The sequence below is a fragment of the Mumia sp. genome (assembly GCF_028803055.1).
In the GTDB taxonomy this organism is placed as follows: Bacteria; Actinomycetota; Actinomycetes; order Propionibacteriales; family Nocardioidaceae; genus Mumia.
The window spans coordinates 1-14,360 of the sequence record NZ_JARBCJ010000076.1 but is presented as its reverse complement, the minus strand read 5'-3'; the positions used below and the strand labels follow the sequence as shown (position 1 = coordinate 14,360).

Here is a 14,360-nt window from a genome sequence, read left to right as displayed (position 1 = left end):
AGCGGGGTGACGGCGATGCCGTCGAGCGTGCGGGTCGTCAGTGCCTCCCACACCGCGGCGTCGGGCTGGTCGTCCGACAGCCGTCGGGCCTTGCGGAGCACAGCCGCCGCGGCCTTCTCCCACGCTTCGCGGGAGGAGACCGCGCCGCCGCTCAACGACAACTCGCTCATGCTGCGCATCGTACGGATGACGCCGGTGTTACAGCCACCCGCCGGGCGTTGGTGTGACGCACCGCACCCTCGCGGGGCGGGCGGGTCAGATCGTCCGCTTGACCTTCCAGATGCCGACCCACAGGCCGACCGCGCACGTCGCGAGCGCGGCGAGCAGGCCCCACGCGACGGTCGAGTCCCACATCGTGCCGGCGAAGAGCGCGCGCTCGGCGTCGACGATGTAGGTCAACGGGTTGAACTTCGAGACGACCCGCATCCACTCCGGCCCCGCCTCCAGCGGCAGCATCATGCCCGCCAGGAGCAGCAGCGGAAAGATCAGCGACTGCTGAACGCCCCAGAACACCCACTCCCGATTCTTCGAGGCCAGCCCCAGCGCGTACGACAGGGAGCCCAGCCCGATTCCGAAGATGCCCAGGATGAGCAGCCCGAGCAACACGTGCGCCGGATAGAACGCCAGCCCGAACGGGATCGCCACCACCGTGATCAGCAGCGCCTGCACGACCAGCGGCGCGAACTCCTTGAGGGCGCGCCCGACCAGGATCGACGAGCGGTCGAGCGGTGTCGCGAGGATCCGCTCGTACGCTCCGGTCATCAGCTCGTAGAGCAGGTTGCCGCCGACCATGCCGGTCCCGAAGACCGCGATCATCACGAGCACCCCGGGCAGGAACCACTGCAGCGCCGACTCGCCGTCGATCGCCGCGTCCCCCAGCATCCCGTCGAGCAGGGGACCGAAGAGACCGAGGAAGACCAGCGGCTGCAGCAGCGAGAAGATCAGCGTGAACGGGTCGCGCAACGTCACGAGGATCTCTCGGACGAAGACCGCGGCGGTGTCGTGGAGCCACTTCGCCGAGCGCGACCGCTCCGGCAACGGGCTCGCGACCTGGACGTGGGTCTGGATCGTGGTGGTCATGCTGCCTCCTCGCGCAGGCTCCGGCCGGTCAGGTTGAGGAAGACGTCGTCGAGCGACGCCTGCTTGACGTCCGCCGACCCCACGGTCACGCCCACCGCCTCGAGCGAGCGCAGGACGGTCGGCACGAGATCCGGCCCGTGGTTGGTCGACAGGACGAGCCGGACGGACCCGTCGTCCTCGTGGTGGTCCTCGACGCGGCTGATCTCGTCGGGGAGCACGGAGCGGGCCTTCTCCACGACGACGGCAGTGGTGTCGGCGCCTGGGACGAGCCCGAGCGTCACGACGTCGTCGGCGAAGTCGCGCTTGAGCGAGGTCGGGGTCGCGTCGGCGATCACCGTGCCGTGGTCGATGAGGACGATGCGCTCGGCCATCGAGTCGGCCTCGTCGAGGTAGTGGGTGGTCAGGAGCATCGTCATGGTGTTCTCGACCCGCAGGCGCATGATGTGCTCCCACAGGTTGGCCCGCGCGTGCGGGTCGAGCCCGGTGGTGGGCTCGTCGAGGAACAGCAGGCCCGGATGGTTCATCAGCCCCATGGCGACGTCGAGCCGTCGGCGCTGGCCCCCTGAGAGCGACAGCACCGTGCGCTTCTCCATCCCCGAGAGCTCGAGCGCCTCGAGCAGCTCGCCGGCCCGCCGCCGGGCCACGTCGGCCGGCACCGAATAGAAGCGTCCCTGGTTCTGGAGCTCGTCACCCACCCGGTACGAGTAGCCGCCGGCGTTGCCCTGACCGATGTAGCCGATGCGGGCTCGTACCTCGGCGGGGTCACGCACCACGTCATAGCCGGCGACGGTCGCAGTGCCGGCTGTCGGTCGGAGCAGCGACGTGAGCATCCGCAGGGTGGTCGACTTGCCTGCGCCGTTGGGACCGAGGAAGGCGACCAGCTCCCCGTCCGCGACGTCGAGGTCGACGTCCTTGACGGCCTCGACGACCTCCTTCTTCCGTGTGAAGGTCTTCGTGAGACCTCGTGCAGAGACCATACTTGTCGTACGGCGTACTGAATCTGTCATGCGAGCAACGGTACGCTGTACGATAAAGTCCGGCAAGGCCTTTTCCAGGAGACTTGATGACCGACACAGATCCCCCACGGCACCGCTACGCCGCACTGTGGGAGTCCCCCGTCGCGTCGACTCGAGGCCGTCCGGCGAGGGTGAGCCGCCCCCAGGTCGTGGACGCCGCTGTCGCGATCGCGGACGCCCAGGGCCTGGACGCGGTCTCGATGCGGTCGGTCGCCCGGTCCCTCGGTGTCGGGGCGATGACGCTGTACTCGCACGTGCCCGGTCGCGACGAGCTCCTCGACGCGATGGTCGACCGGGCCTACGCCGACGTCGACCTGCCCGAGCCGGGCCTGCCGTGGCGTCCGGCGCTCGAGCGCTATGCGCGCGGCTACTGGCAGCTGCTGCGCCGGCACCCGTGGCTGCTCGACGTCAACCGGTGGCGTCTCCCCCTGGCACCACACGTCTTCGCGTTCGACGAGGCGGGCTACCAGATCCTCATCGACACCGGGCTCACAGCCAGCCAGGTGATCGACACGATCGGCATCGTGCACGACACGGTCGTCGGGTCGGCCCGCGCTGCTGCGGCCGAGGACGCCGACCGGCGCAGCCAAGGCACCGACTACGCCGCCTACTGGGCGTCCACGAGCGACTTCTGGGAGGAGACCTTCGACCCGTCCAGGTTCCCGGCGATGACGAGGCTCTGGAGCGTGGGGGCCTTCGAGAACGCCGCCACCCCGTTCGACCCCCACATCAAGGGCCTGCTCGACACGCTCGAGCTGCTCATCGACCGTGCACAGGCCGAGGGCGGCAGCCCGATCCCGTCGTTCGAGGAGTGCATGGCGCGCTACACCGCAGCTCTCGACGAGCAGCGGGAGGCAGGTCAGGCCTGACCGTCGAGCACCTCCCGCAGCGCCTTGGCGAAGTCGTCGGGCTGGCCGGTCATCCCGTACTCACCGCCGAGGAAGCCCGCGTGGTCACCCGGGAACACGGTGACCGAGGTGCCGAGCAGGTCGGCCAGGGCGTACGTCGCGCGCGACGCCAGCTGCTCGGCCGACTCCGCCCCGGCGACCAGCACGATGCGCGACAGGACCTCGCGCAGCGCATCGACGTCGGGAGAGAAGTGCGTGCAGGACACGAGGTTCTGGGCGAGCAGGACGTCGTCGCGCGATCCGTCGTCCTCGACCGGCAGCCCGAACGCGGACGGCTCCGGCGCGGGCGCCTCGACGAAACCCTCAGGGACCGGCCCCTGGTGGGAGACGAGCATGATGAAGCGCACCATCGCGGGTCCGAGACCGTCCTCCAGGTAGGTCCGTCGGATGCCGGTGGTTGCCGCGAGCGCCTGGTCCCGATCCGGCAGCAGCTGGGCCAAGGGCGGCTCGTGCGCCACCAAGGTCCGGATGAGGTCGGGATGCTCGGCCACGAGCGCGAGGGCGTTGACCGCCCCGCCGCTGGTGGCGAACACGTCGACCGGTCCCCCGCCCGTCGCCTCGATGAGTCGGATGAGGTCGTCGGCGTGCTCCGCGGGGGTCGACTCGCTCGCTCCGTCGGTCCGGACGCTGCGCTCGGCGCCACGGGGGTCGTAGGTGACGACCGTCCGGTCGGAGAAGTGGCCCGCGAGCGTACCGAACCCCGACGCGGCCATCGGGGACCCGATGACGAGCAGCGGCGGAACGGAGGCGGAGGGCTGCGGACGGACGTCGTAGGCGATCTCGGCGCCGGGCACGGTCAGTCGGTGGGTGTGAGGCTCGGTCATAGCGGCTCCTCGATCGGTGCTTTGAGGGGGTTGACCGTGCGCCACCACCGAACTCATCCCTGCTCGCCGAGCAGCCATCCGTTCTCCACCGCGATCCGCACCGCCTCGGCACGTGTCCGCGCCGACGTCTTGCCGATCGCGCTCGACAGATGATTGCGGACGGTCCCCTCGGAGAGGGCGAGCACGCGAGCGATGTCAGCCACGGTGCCACCGTCACGTGCCTCCCGGAGAACGTCCGCCTCCCGCTCGGTGAGCGGCGACTCCCCGGACGCCAACGAGTCGGCCGCGAGCGCCGGGTCGACGACCCGCAGACCGCCGTGCACGCGGCGCACCGCGTCCGCGAGCTGCCGAGCGGGCGTGTCCTTCACGACGAACCCCGACGCGCCGGCGGCGAGGGCCCGGCGCAGATATCCCGGGCGCCCGAACGTGGTCACCATGAGGACGCGGCACCCTGGCACGGCCTGGCGCAGCGCCGCGGCCGCCGCGACTCCGTCCATGCCCGGCATCTCCACGTCGAGCAGCGCGACGTCGACCTGGTGCTGCATCGCCGCCGCCACAACCTGCGTACCGTCGGCGACCTCGGCCACGACCGTGAGGTCCGGCTCGAGGTCGAGCAGTGCGGCGAGCGCCCCGCGGACGAGTGCCTGGTCGTCGGCGAGCAGGACCCTGATGGGCTCGGTCACGAGACCGCCTCCTGCTCTGGCGCCGCAGCAGGGACCACGATCGCGACCGAGGTCCCGGCACCGTGGAGGCCAGGCCCGACGACGAGAGTGGCGCCGGCGTCTTTCGCCCGCTGCCGCAGGCCGTGCAGGCCCATCCCGTCCGTGCGGCCCTCGACCAGCCCGCGTCCGTCGTCGGCGACCGAGACACCCTCGGCTCCGAGGCGTACGACGCACCGCGTCGCAGCGCTGTGGCGGATCACGTTGGTGACGCCTTCTCGGACGGTCCAGGCGAACAGCCCGCGCCAGGCCGTCGGCACGTCGTCGGCCACCGTGGGCAGATCGGCTTCGATCCCTGCCGACACCAGCGCCGACCGTGCGGCAGCGATCTCGGCAGGAAGCGAGGCACCCCGGACATCTCGGACCGTCGAACGCACGTCGGAGAGAGCGTCACGCGTGAGGCTGCGGACGTCGGCCAGCTCGGCGCGTGCGCGTTCCGGATCCAGGTCGAGCATCCGTTCCGCGAGCTCTGCCTTCACGGCGATGACGGTGAGCGAATGGCCGAGGATGTCGTGAAGATCGCGCGCGATCCGTGAGCGCTCTTCTTCCAGCCGCGCATCGCTGAGCTCGCGCTCGGTGGCCAGGAGGGCCCGCTGCCGACCGACCGCCGCACGGAGGAAGAAGACCGCCACCGACGCGAGGATCAGCGCAAAACCGTTGCCTCGGTCGGACCAGCCCGGCACGACACGCGCCGAGACCTCGACGATCGCGAGCAGGACGGCGACCCATCCCCACGCCCAGCGCGGCGACAGGGTGCTCATCGCCGCGGCCGCCACGAACACGAGCGCGGTCAAGGCGCGGTCACCCGCGCCGGGCACCATCAACGCCGTGCACAGGAGAAGCGTCGCGAGCCAGGGCCAGAGCTCCCAGCGGGGCCCACGCGTCTCGAGGTCGACGAACCGTCGGTTGCGTCCGACGACGCCGAGGTAGGCGGCGACGAACACCGCCACGGCCGCCAGGCCGAGGAGGCGCTCCCAGCCGTCGGCCCTCAGGAGGGCGGCGACCGGGGACCAGAGGTAGACCAGCCACACCCCGGCGGCGGCGTGCCGCCACCTCGGCGGCCCCGGGACCGGATCACCTTGCGAGGCCTGTGGTCGCGTCACACCGCCCAGCGTATTCACACCCGGGCCGTGTCCTTCCGGAACCGCCACACCGCGCCGGCGACGAACACCGACGTCCAGGCCACCACGTTGAGCGCCGCAGGCCAGAGAGAGCCGCTGTCACCGAGCGGTGCCCGGACGATCTCTGCCGCCCCGTAGACCGGAGTGACTCTCGCAACGGTGGCGAACAGGTCGCCGAGCTGGTCGGCGGGGACGAACAGGCCACCGGCGAACGCGAGCAGCGCCAGCACGGGGCCCACGATCTGCATCACGTTCTCGGTCGGCAGGAGGTAGCCCACGAACAGCCCGAACGCGGCGAACACCAGCGAGCACAACCAGGCCAGCGCCGCGCAGGCGAGCGTGCGGTCCCACGGCAGCGTCGCCCCCGCCAGCCGCCCGACGACGTTGACCACCACGACAGACACACCGCCGAGGACCATGGCCACGCAGACCTTGACCGCGACGTACGCCAGCGGGTTGAGCGGCGTCACCCGCAGCTGTCGGCTCCAACCGAGGGCACGCTCGGTCGCGACCACCGCTCCGGTGCTGGTCGTCGCGACCATCGCGCCGTACAGCGCGAGGCTCACCATCACGTACGCGGTCACGTTGCCCGCCCCCGCCGTCCCCTCCCGGTAGCTGCTGCTGGTGCCGAAGAGGAGGAAGAACACAGCCGGCAGGACGAGGGTGAAGATCACGGTCCGCTTGTTGCGCAGCAGCCTCCGCAGCTCGAGGCGGAGGAAGGTGACAGAGAACCCACCCAGGGGAGGGACACGTCGTTCGAGCGAGGTGGCGGTCATGCGAAGGCTCCTTCGGTCGCCGGGGTCGAGGTCTGACCTTGGTCGGAGGTGAGGGCGAGGAACGCGTCCTCGAGGTTGTGGGAGGTGATCTCCACGTCCCGTGCCGCTGTGCTGGTGAGCAGATAGCGGGCGACCGCGTCGCTGTCCGCCGCGCGGACCGACACGGCGTCGCCGCGGACGTCGATGGACTCGACGCCGGGGATCTGCGCCAGCACCGCGGGGTCGACAGCGGGCAGCGTCGCCCGGACCAGACGGCCCGAGGCGAGTGCCTTGATCTCGGACGGAGTGCCGTCGGCGACGATCCGCCCGCGCCGCACCAGCACGATCCGATCGGCGTACGCGTCGGCCTCCTCGAGGTAGTGGGTCGCGAAGATGGTCGTCCGCCCCCGGACCGCGTCGGCGCGGATCGCGTCCCAGAAGTCCCGGCGCCCTTCGACGTCCATCCCGGCCGTCGGCTCGTCGAGGACGAGCAGGTCGGGGTCGGGCAGGAGCGCCAGCGCGAAGCGGAGCCGCTGCTGCTGCCCTCCCGAGCACCGCCCGACCAGGCGACCGGTGACGTCGGCTATCCCGGCGCGCTCGACGACCTCGCCGACCGGTCGGGAGCCCGGGTGAAGGCTCGCGACGAGCTCGACGGTCTCGCCGACGGTGAAGTCCTTCAGCAGACCACCGGTCTGCATCACCGCGGACACGGCGCCTCGCGCGACAGCGGCCCTCGGGGTCGCCCCGTGCACGCGCACGGTGCCCGCGTCCGGGTCGGACAGGCCGAGCATCATGTCGACGGTGGTCGTCTTGCCGGCTCCGTTGGGGCCGAGGAACGCCACCACCTCGCCTGGGCGTACGACGAGCGAGAGGTGGTCCACGGCGGTGACGTCCCCGCCAGGGGCGCGGAACGTCTTGACGACGTCGTCCAGGAGCACCGCAGGGGTGCTGTCGGGATCTTGGGTCTTGGTCATGTCGTCGATCGTCGTCCGGGACGGCCACGTACCCGTACGCCGAACGTCACGACCTTGCCCTGACATCTGTCACGTGCACCCGGGAGAATGAGCACGTGCAGATCCCGAAGAAGCTCCGCCCCTCCGACGGCCGATTCGGCTCCGGTCCCTCCAAGGTTCCTCACGAGGCCATGCAGGCACTCGCCTCCTCCCCGGTGATCGGGACGTCGCACCGGCAGGCGCCGGTCCGCGAGCTGGTCGGGTCTGTCCGCGCCCAGATGCGGGCGCTTTTCTCGCTGCCCGACGACTACGAGGTCGTGCTCGGCATCGGCGGCTCGACGGCGTTCTTCGACGCCGCGACGTTCGGCCTCGTGCGTGAGCGCAGCCAGCACCTGTCGTTCGGCGAGTTCGGTGCGAAGTTCGCGACCGCGACGACCCGCGCGCCTTTCCTCGGCTCCCCGACGGTGATCGAGAGCGAGCCCGGCTCGCACCCCGTCCCGTCCGCCGAGAGCGGCGTGGACGTCTATGCGTGGGCGCACAACGAGACGTCGACCGGTGTCACCGCGCCCGTACGGCGTGTCGAGGGCGCCGACAGCGACGCGCTGGTGGTGATCGACGGGACCTCGGCGGCCGGAGCGCTGCCGCTCGACGTCACCCAGAGCGACGTCTACTTCTTCGCCCCGCAGAAGGCGCTCGCCTCCGACGCCGGGCTGTGGTTCGCACTGATGTCACCCGCAGCCCTTGCGAGGGTCGAGGAGATCGCTGGCTCCGGCCGTTGGATCCCCGCCTTCCTCGACCTCTCCAAGGCGGTGGAGAGCTCGCGCAAGGACCAGACCTACAACACCCCGCCGCTCGCATCGCTGTTCTGGACCGACCACCAGCTGAGCTGGATCCTCGCCAACGGAGGGCTTCCCTGGTCGGTGGCTCGTTGCGAGGACTCCTCGTCGCGGCTGTACGGGTGGGCCGAGCAGTCGTCGTACGCGACGCCGTTCGTCTCCGATCCCGGCAAGCAGTCCGCGACGGTCGTCACGATCGACCTCGAGGGCGTGGACGCCGCTGCGGTCTGCGCGGCGCTGCGCGACAACGACATCGTCGACGTCGAGGGCTATCGCGGCCTCGGGCGCAACCAGCTCCGGATCGCGACGTTCCCTGCGATCGAGCCCGACGACATCTCGCTGCTCACCCAGAGCATCGACTACGTGGTCGAGAACCTCGACGACTAGTCGAGGTCGAAGACCCCGCTCGCCGGCGCGAGCATCGCCGCGCGCTGGTCCTCGGGGAGGGTGATCCGCGTGATCGGCGACGGCAGGCCTTCGCTGCCGACGATGACGGACGTGCCGTCGGGCGCTGCGGCCAGCGACTCGCTCTGACGGGTCTCGGGGATGGCTGCCGACCACGTCTGCTTCCACGTCCGGGCGTCGAGGACGTGCACGCCCGTGTAGGTCCTCAGGATGACCCGGGCACCGTCGGGAAGGTAGTCGCCGTCGGTGACCATGGCTGGGATCTCGGCCTCGGCGACCGGCTCGGCCTCGTTGACACCGGTCGTGCGCAGGGTGCTGGGAAGGCGGTAGACCTGGCCCCCGAGGAGGCCCTTGGACACGATGTACATGCCGTCGCCGGTGGGGTCGGAGAGCAGCGCCTCGGCGTCGGTGTTGCCGTCGGCGTAGCGGACGCGGTAGCGGGTCGGCTTGGTCTGCTTGGTGCCGATGACCGGCTCGTCCAGCGCGTAGAGCGACACGGTCGAGCGGACAGCGTCGTTGTCGCCGATGTCGGCCACCCACAACGTGCCGTCACGGTCGATGGTGAGCGCCTCCGGGTCCACGAGCCGGTGTCCGACCAGGCGGGTGGCGCCGACCACCTCGCCGGTCGAGACCTCGATTGCGAAGACCGTCGGCTCGTGGCCCGAGTCGTTAATCGTGTAGGCGAGGGCGGGGTCGCGCTTGCTGAAGACCAACGCGCTCGACTCCGGGATGCGTGCATCGGTGACCGTGCTGAGCCGGTCGACCACGGGATCGCCCTCCGCGGCGCGTGCCTCTCGCGCGAGCGCCGTGACGACCACGATGACGAGCAGGATCACGAGAAGGCCGGGGATGAGGGCCCTGCGGTGTCGCGGATTCATGGACTCCGGGTCACTCCTGCTCGTTGTCGGCGCTGCCCCCGACGGACGAGATTAGCCCCTCGTCCCGTCCGGCGTACAGGCGCGCCGCCTGCACCGGTGGAGAACTAGTCGCCCGACTCCGCAAAACGGCCTGCCAGCTCGTCGAGCAGCTCCTTGCGGCCGTCGAGGGCGAGCGCGGACGCGGTGCCTCGACCCCACAGCCAGAGGTAGAGGTCGTGCGGGCTCCCCTCGATCGTGAGGTCGGCCTCCCCCTCGTCCCCCTGGACCACGACGACCGGCCTCGCCGACAGGTCGAGCGTCCATGCCCTCCCGCCGGAACGGATCCGTACGACGGCGTCGACCGGGTAGGGGGTCTCGTCCCGACCGTCCCACCACGGGCCTCCGACGATGATGGTGAGGAACTCGTCGATGCCGTCGAGCGCCACCTCGTCCTCGATGGGCGTGACCTGCGTCCCGGCCGCCTGCTCGGCGTCGACCCGGTGCACCGTGCCCTCGAGCGCCATCCGGCGGAACCAGAAGCCGTTGGACTGGTCGGAAGGGTTCCAGGTGTAGCGGACCTGACGAGGCCCTCGCTGCTGGAGCTCGGCGAGCAGGGTCGCCGACTCCTCGGCCAGCAGGCGGCGGACGTCGGAGGTGTCTCTGTCGTCGACAGGCCACGGGGGCTCGCTCGCACTGCGGATCGACTCGACCTTGTGCCGGAAGACGAGGGCCACGTGCTCGAGCAGGTCACGCACCGTCCAGCCGGGACAGTTGGGGACCGCCGCGTCGAGGTCGGCAGCGGCCTCGAGCATGCGGTCCACCTCGGTACGGATCACCGTGAGATAGAGATCCCACGGGAGCCGGTTCTCGACGTCTGTCGACACCATGCCCTCCAGGGTGCCACGCGCACCGAGCGGCACCAGGGTTTCGTGCGCCATGGTCATGCGTCGGACCGCGCGCGGGAACGCTGCTCGAGCGGCCGCTCGACCGGCCGGGACGACTCGGACGGCTCGGGGGCGGACTCCCCCGCGTCGAGCCGGTCGGTCTGGTCCAGAGCCCCAGCAGCGTCGGCTCTCCGGTCCGCGGCGGCCGCAGCGCGGGGGTCGCGCGGGACCACCCTGATCCGCGGACGCTGTCGAAGGTCGACCTGCAGGTGCATGCCCGCCCGCAGGAGGTAGAACGCCGTGGCGGACAGGATCCCGACCGCGGCGACGAGGCCGCCGAGGATCAGCGTCCAACGGGCCCCGAAGGTGTCACCGATCCATCCGATCACGGGTGCTCCGAACGGAGTGCCGCCCATGAACACCATCAGGTAGAGAGCCGCCACCCGCCCGCGCATCTGGGGCGTCACGGTGAGCTGGATGTAGGCGTTGGCGGCCGTCACCATCGTCAGGGCGCTCAACCCGAGCAGCGGGAGGATGACGGCGAAGGCGAGATAGGTCGGCATCAGGCCGGCCGCGATCTCGACCACCACGAAGGAGAGGGCCGCACCGACGACCAGGCGCCGGGTCGGCAGCTCCCGGCGGGCAGCGACGAGCGCCCCGGCGAGGGAGCCGATCGCCATGATCGACCCGAGGATCCCATACTCGGTGGCGCCCTTGTCGAACACCTCGGTCGCCATCAGCGCCGACGTCATCTGGAAGTTCATCCCGAACGTGCCGACGAAGAAGACCGTCGTCAGGATGAGGACGAGGTCAGGGCGGGAGCGTACGTAGCCGACTCCTGCGCGGACCGCTCCCCTCCCGCGCGGGGAGGGTGTGGCTGGCCGCAGGTCGTGGACGCGCAGGGCCGCCAGGGAGAGGAAGACCGCGGCATAGCTCACGGCGTTCAGGAGGATGACCCATCCGGTGGCCACGACGCCCGAGCCGAGCGCGGCGATCATCACGCCGGCCACCGCCGGGCCGATCATCCGCCCCGAGTTGAACGAGGCGCTGTTGAGACCGACGGCGTTGGCGAGGTCGTCCCTGCCGACCATCTCCACGACGAACGACTGACGCGCGGGTGCGTCGAAGGCCGTCCCGACGCCGAAGAGGAACGCGAGGACGTAGACGTGCCACGCCTGGGCGACGCCGGTGATGGCAAGCACACCCAGGACGGCTGCGGGCACGGCCATCGCGATCTGCGTGACCATGAGGACGCGACGCTTGGGGAAGCGGTCGGCGACGACTCCCGCGACCGGGGAGAAGAGGAGTGCGGGGAGCAGCTGAAGACCGGTCGTGATGCCGAGGGCCGTACCGCTCCCGGTGAGCGCGAGCACGAGCCAGTCCTGGGCGACGCGCTGCATCCACGTCCCGATGTTGGAGACGAGCCCTCCGGTGGCGTAGACCCGGTAGTTACGGACGGACAGCGAGCGGAAGGTGGGGCTCACTCACTCACCACCAGCTTCTCGAGAAGCGCGGTGGCGTCACGGAGCAGCGCGCGCTCCTGGGTGGGCAGGGCGGCGAGACGGGACGCGAGCCAGGAGTCGCGGCGGGCACGCTCGGTGTCCACGACGGCGGCGCCCTCGTCGCTGATCGTGACGACGACCTGGCGGCGGTCGGACGGGTTGGCGGCTCGGGCGACCAGGCCCTTGTCGAACAGGCAGTTGAGCGTACGGGTGACCGAGGGCGGCTGGACGCGCTCGAGCGCGGCGATGGCTCCTGGTGTCAACGGCCCGTGGTTGCGCAGCACCCCGAGCACGCTCATCTGGTTGGGCGTCAGGTCGGAGTGGCGCTCCTGCCGGAGCCGACGGTTGAGACGAGCCACCGACGTCGCGAGCTTCTGGGCATCAGTGGGCATACGACCAGGATAGGTCGTTGCCATTGTTAATTAAAGCCGTTAAGGATGTCGTGCGTCACCCCGGGCGGCGGGCGCGCCACGGCCCACCGCCCGGGATGGTCGAGATCAGCTGATCCAACCCGTGATCGGGTCGATCGCGAAGTAGAGCACGAACAACGCCGCCACGATCCACATCAGCACGTGGACGTCACGAGCCTTGCCGCGCACCGCCTTGATGAGCACGTACGTCACGAAGCCGGCACCGATGCCCGCGCTGATCGAGTAGGTGAACGGCATGAGGGCGATGGTGAGGAACGCGGGGATCGCGAGCTCGATGTCGTCCCACGGGATGTCGACGACCTGCTGCATCATCAGGAAGCCGACGAGCACGAGCGCCGGGACGGCGGCCTCGTTGGGGATGTGCACGACGACCGGCGAGAGGACCGTCGCCAGCAGGAACAGCAGGCCGGTGACGATGCCTGCCAGCCCGGTGCGCGCACCGTCTCCCACACCGGAGGCCGACTCGACGTATGCGGTGTTGCTCGACACGCTGGCCGCGCCGCCAGCGACAGCGCCGAGCGAGTCGACGATGAGGATCCGCTGAGCACCTTCCGGTGTGCCGTCCTCGTCGTTGAGTCCGGCCTCGGCGCCGATCGCGGTCATCGTGCCCATCGTGTCGAAGAAGTCGGCGAGCAGGAGCGTGAAGACGAGCAGGACGGTCGTCACGAACCCGACCTGCTCGAACGACCCCAGGAGGGAGAACTGGCCCAGCAGGGAGAAGTCGGGCAGATCCACGAAGGCGTCGGGGACGGTCGGGACGTTGAGGTTCCAGCCCTTCGACTGCGGGTCGCCCCCCGAGGCGCCGGAGTCGGTGATCGCCTCGACGACGACAGCGATGACGGTGGTCGCCAGGATGCCCAGCAGGATCGCGCCGTGCACACCGCGGGCGTACAGGGCCAGCATGATCAGCAACCCGACGCAGAAGACGAGGACCGGCCATCCGGAGAGCGTGCCCCCGATGCCGAGGCCGATCGGCGGGGAGGCGTTGCCCGTCGTCCGTACGACTCCGGCGTTGACGAGCCCGACCAGGGCGATGAACAGGCCGATGCCCACCGAGATCGCGGTCTTGATCGGCAGCGGGACGGCGTCGAAGACCGCCTTGCGGAAGCCGGTGAGGACCAGCACGAGGATGATGAGGCCCTCGAGCACCACGAGCCCCATGGCGTCGGCCCACGTCATCCGGTTGGCGATCGAGTACGCGACGAACGCGTTGAGGCCGAGTCCGGCCGCCATGGCGAGCGGGAAGTTGGCGACGGCGCCCATCAGGATGCTCATGACGCCCGCAACCAGCGCCGTACCGGCCGCTACGAGCGCGAAGGCCTCCGCCTGCGACCCGCCGCCCAGGTAGTTACCGTCCACGTCCTGCACACCGGCGATGATGATCGGGTTCAGCACGATGATGTAGGCCATCGTGAAGAACGTGACGACACCGCCGCGGATCTCGCGGGTGACGCTCGAACCTCGTTCTGAGATCTTGAAGAACCGGTCGAGAGACCCGGTCTCGGTCTGGGTGGACATGACGCTCCTGACAGGACGAATGAGGACGGAATCCGCCGCGGGGTACTGTATGGGCGTGGCGGAAGGCAGGCGGAAGCTCAACTCGGACGCGGCCCCCAAGCGTGGTCGCGGCCGAGCCGAGACCCGTCGCGCCGGGAGCCGCAAGGCTGATCGTGCCGTGCCGAAGGACCGACCCGCAAGCACTCGCCGCGCCGGACAGGCTGTGGCCCCGGTCACGGCGGCACCGGCACCTGAGCCGGTGCGCGCCGAGCCGCCGCCACAGGCACGTCCCGAGCCGCAGCCCGGGCCACGCCACGAGCCGAAGGCAGACCCATCACCGCCTCGTCGTCGGGCCCACGGGCTGGACCGCCCAGAGGTCACCGAGCTGGAGATCGGCAGCACGGTCCACCGCGTGGTCCCCGACCCCAAGCCGCTCGACGTCGACGGCATCCGCACGATGACGGTCGGATCCATCCTGTGGCTTGCCGCAGGGCTGGCGCTCCTTCCCTTCCTCGGCACGCTGCAGCGCAACGGTGACGTGTGGTGGCTGTGGACCTGTCTCGCCGGGTTCG

At 70.4% G+C, this 14,360-nt stretch carries 14 protein-coding genes and 1 pseudogene; 3 read left to right on the top strand and 12 right to left on the bottom strand.

Translation table 11 applies throughout. From position 1 onward, the window contains the following. Positions 1-255: 255 nt before the first annotated feature. Both PV363_RS09240 and PV363_RS09235 read right to left on the bottom strand, forming a co-directional pair. Positions 256-1,080 carry an ABC transporter permease gene (locus PV363_RS09240; protein ID WP_220343550.1) on the bottom strand — a complete coding sequence of 275 codons (825 nt, stop codon included), beginning with the start codon at positions 1,078-1,080 and terminating at the stop codon, positions 256-258. After that, the gene (locus tag PV363_RS09235; protein WP_255559639.1) at positions 1,077-2,087 is read right to left on the bottom strand and encodes an ATP-binding cassette domain-containing protein; all 1,011 of its coding nucleotides are present in this window, start codon (positions 2,085-2,087) and stop codon (positions 1,077-1,079) included. The genes PV363_RS09240 and PV363_RS09235 overlap by 4 nt, the downstream gene beginning before the upstream one ends. Before the next feature lie 56 nt (positions 2,088-2,143). Here PV363_RS09235 and PV363_RS09230 point away from each other — a divergent pair, with 56 nt between their 5' ends. Beyond that, positions 2,144-2,965, top strand: coding sequence for a TetR/AcrR family transcriptional regulator (locus PV363_RS09230; RefSeq protein WP_301022176.1), 822 nt, complete (start codon positions 2,144-2,146; stop codon positions 2,963-2,965). Here PV363_RS09230 and PV363_RS09225 read toward each other — a convergent pair. The 5 genes from PV363_RS09225 to PV363_RS09205 are packed head-to-tail and all read right to left on the bottom strand — an operon-like array spanning position 2,956 to position 7,397. Next, the gene (locus PV363_RS09225) at positions 2,956-3,828 is read right to left on the bottom strand and encodes an alpha/beta hydrolase (protein ID WP_301022175.1); all 873 of its coding nucleotides are present in this window, start codon (positions 3,826-3,828) and stop codon (positions 2,956-2,958) included. The two genes, PV363_RS09230 and PV363_RS09225, sit on opposite strands and share 10 nt — an antisense overlap. A 53-nt stretch (positions 3,829-3,881) precedes the next feature. Beyond that, on the bottom strand, positions 3,882-4,511 hold the full coding sequence (locus tag PV363_RS09220) for a response regulator transcription factor (RefSeq protein WP_220343547.1): 630 nt from the start codon (positions 4,509-4,511) through the stop codon (positions 3,882-3,884). Beyond that, positions 4,508-5,650: a sensor histidine kinase gene (locus PV363_RS09215; RefSeq protein ID WP_301022174.1), complete on the bottom strand. Its 1,143-nt coding sequence runs from the start codon at positions 5,648-5,650 to the stop codon at positions 4,508-4,510. The genes PV363_RS09220 and PV363_RS09215 overlap by 4 nt, the downstream gene beginning before the upstream one ends. A 14-nt stretch (positions 5,651-5,664) precedes the next feature. Continuing rightward, a complete protein-coding gene (locus PV363_RS09210) occupies positions 5,665-6,444 on the bottom strand; it encodes an ABC transporter permease (protein ID WP_301022173.1) in 780 nt (259 codons plus the stop codon). Then, positions 6,441-7,397 carry an ABC transporter ATP-binding protein gene (locus PV363_RS09205; protein WP_220346143.1) on the bottom strand — a complete coding sequence of 319 codons (957 nt, stop codon included), beginning with the start codon at positions 7,395-7,397 and terminating at the stop codon, positions 6,441-6,443. The genes PV363_RS09210 and PV363_RS09205 overlap by 4 nt, the downstream gene beginning before the upstream one ends. 95 nt (positions 7,398-7,492) lie before the next feature. On the opposite strand from PV363_RS09205, the gene serC reads away from it, so the two are divergent. Further along, on the top strand, positions 7,493-8,599 hold the full coding sequence (gene serC, locus PV363_RS09200) for a phosphoserine transaminase (protein WP_220343543.1): 1,107 nt from the start codon (positions 7,493-7,495) through the stop codon (positions 8,597-8,599). Here the strand turns inward: serC and PV363_RS09195 are convergent. From PV363_RS09195 to PV363_RS09175, 5 genes are all read right to left on the bottom strand, one after another. Then, entirely contained in the window at positions 8,596-9,495 is a 900-nt protein-coding gene (locus PV363_RS09195; RefSeq protein ID WP_220343542.1) for an esterase-like activity of phytase family protein, read from the bottom strand. The genes serC and PV363_RS09195 overlap by 4 nt on opposite strands. A 104-nt stretch (positions 9,496-9,599) precedes the next feature. After that, positions 9,600-10,412, bottom strand: coding sequence for a maleylpyruvate isomerase family mycothiol-dependent enzyme (locus tag PV363_RS09190; RefSeq protein WP_301022172.1), 813 nt, complete (start codon positions 10,410-10,412; stop codon positions 9,600-9,602). 2 nt (positions 10,413-10,414) lie between these two features. After that, entirely contained in the window at positions 10,415-11,842 is a 1,428-nt protein-coding gene (locus tag PV363_RS09185; protein WP_301022171.1) for an MFS transporter, read from the bottom strand. Next, positions 11,839-12,252: a MarR family transcriptional regulator gene (locus tag PV363_RS09180; protein ID WP_255559640.1), complete on the bottom strand. Its 414-nt coding sequence runs from the start codon at positions 12,250-12,252 to the stop codon at positions 11,839-11,841. The genes PV363_RS09185 and PV363_RS09180 overlap by 4 nt, the downstream gene beginning before the upstream one ends. 105 nt (positions 12,253-12,357) lie before the next feature. Beyond that, positions 12,358-13,809 (bottom strand): NCS2 family permease, encoded by a 1,452-nt coding sequence (locus PV363_RS09175; protein ID WP_220346138.1) that lies wholly within the window; start codon positions 13,807-13,809, stop codon positions 12,358-12,360. A 55-nt stretch (positions 13,810-13,864) separates the two neighbouring features. Here PV363_RS09175 and PV363_RS09170 point away from each other — a divergent pair. Continuing rightward, positions 13,865-14,360 (top strand): annotated as a pseudogene (locus PV363_RS09170) (hypothetical protein); the annotation flags it as partial.

Coding starts and splice junctions, on each gene's coding strand:
- PV363_RS09240 (WP_220343550.1), bottom strand. CDS start 1,080: ATGACCACCACGATCCAGACCCACGTCCAGGTCGCGAGCCCGTTGCCG.
- PV363_RS09235 (WP_255559639.1), bottom strand. CDS start 2,087: ATGACAGATTCAGTACGCCGTACGACAAGTATGGTCTCTGCACGAGGT.
- PV363_RS09230 (WP_301022176.1), top strand. CDS start 2,144: ATGACCGACACAGATCCCCCACGGCACCGCTACGCCGCACTGTGGGAG.
- PV363_RS09225 (WP_301022175.1), bottom strand. CDS start 3,828: ATGACCGAGCCTCACACCCACCGACTGACCGTGCCCGGCGCCGAGATC.
- PV363_RS09210 (WP_301022173.1), bottom strand. CDS start 6,444: ATGACCGCCACCTCGCTCGAACGACGTGTCCCTCCCCTGGGTGGGTTC.
- PV363_RS09205 (WP_220346143.1), bottom strand. CDS start 7,397: ATGACCAAGACCCAAGATCCCGACAGCACCCCTGCGGTGCTCCTGGAC.
- PV363_RS09195 (WP_220343542.1), bottom strand. CDS start 9,495: ATGAATCCGCGACACCGCAGGGCCCTCATCCCCGGCCTTCTCGTGATC.
- PV363_RS09190 (WP_301022172.1), bottom strand. CDS start 10,412: ATGGCGCACGAAACCCTGGTGCCGCTCGGTGCGCGTGGCACCCTGGAG.
- PV363_RS09180 (WP_255559640.1), bottom strand. CDS start 12,252: ATGCCCACTGATGCCCAGAAGCTCGCGACGTCGGTGGCTCGTCTCAAC.
- PV363_RS09175 (WP_220346138.1), bottom strand. CDS start 13,809: ATGTCCACCCAGACCGAGACCGGGTCTCTCGACCGGTTCTTCAAGATC.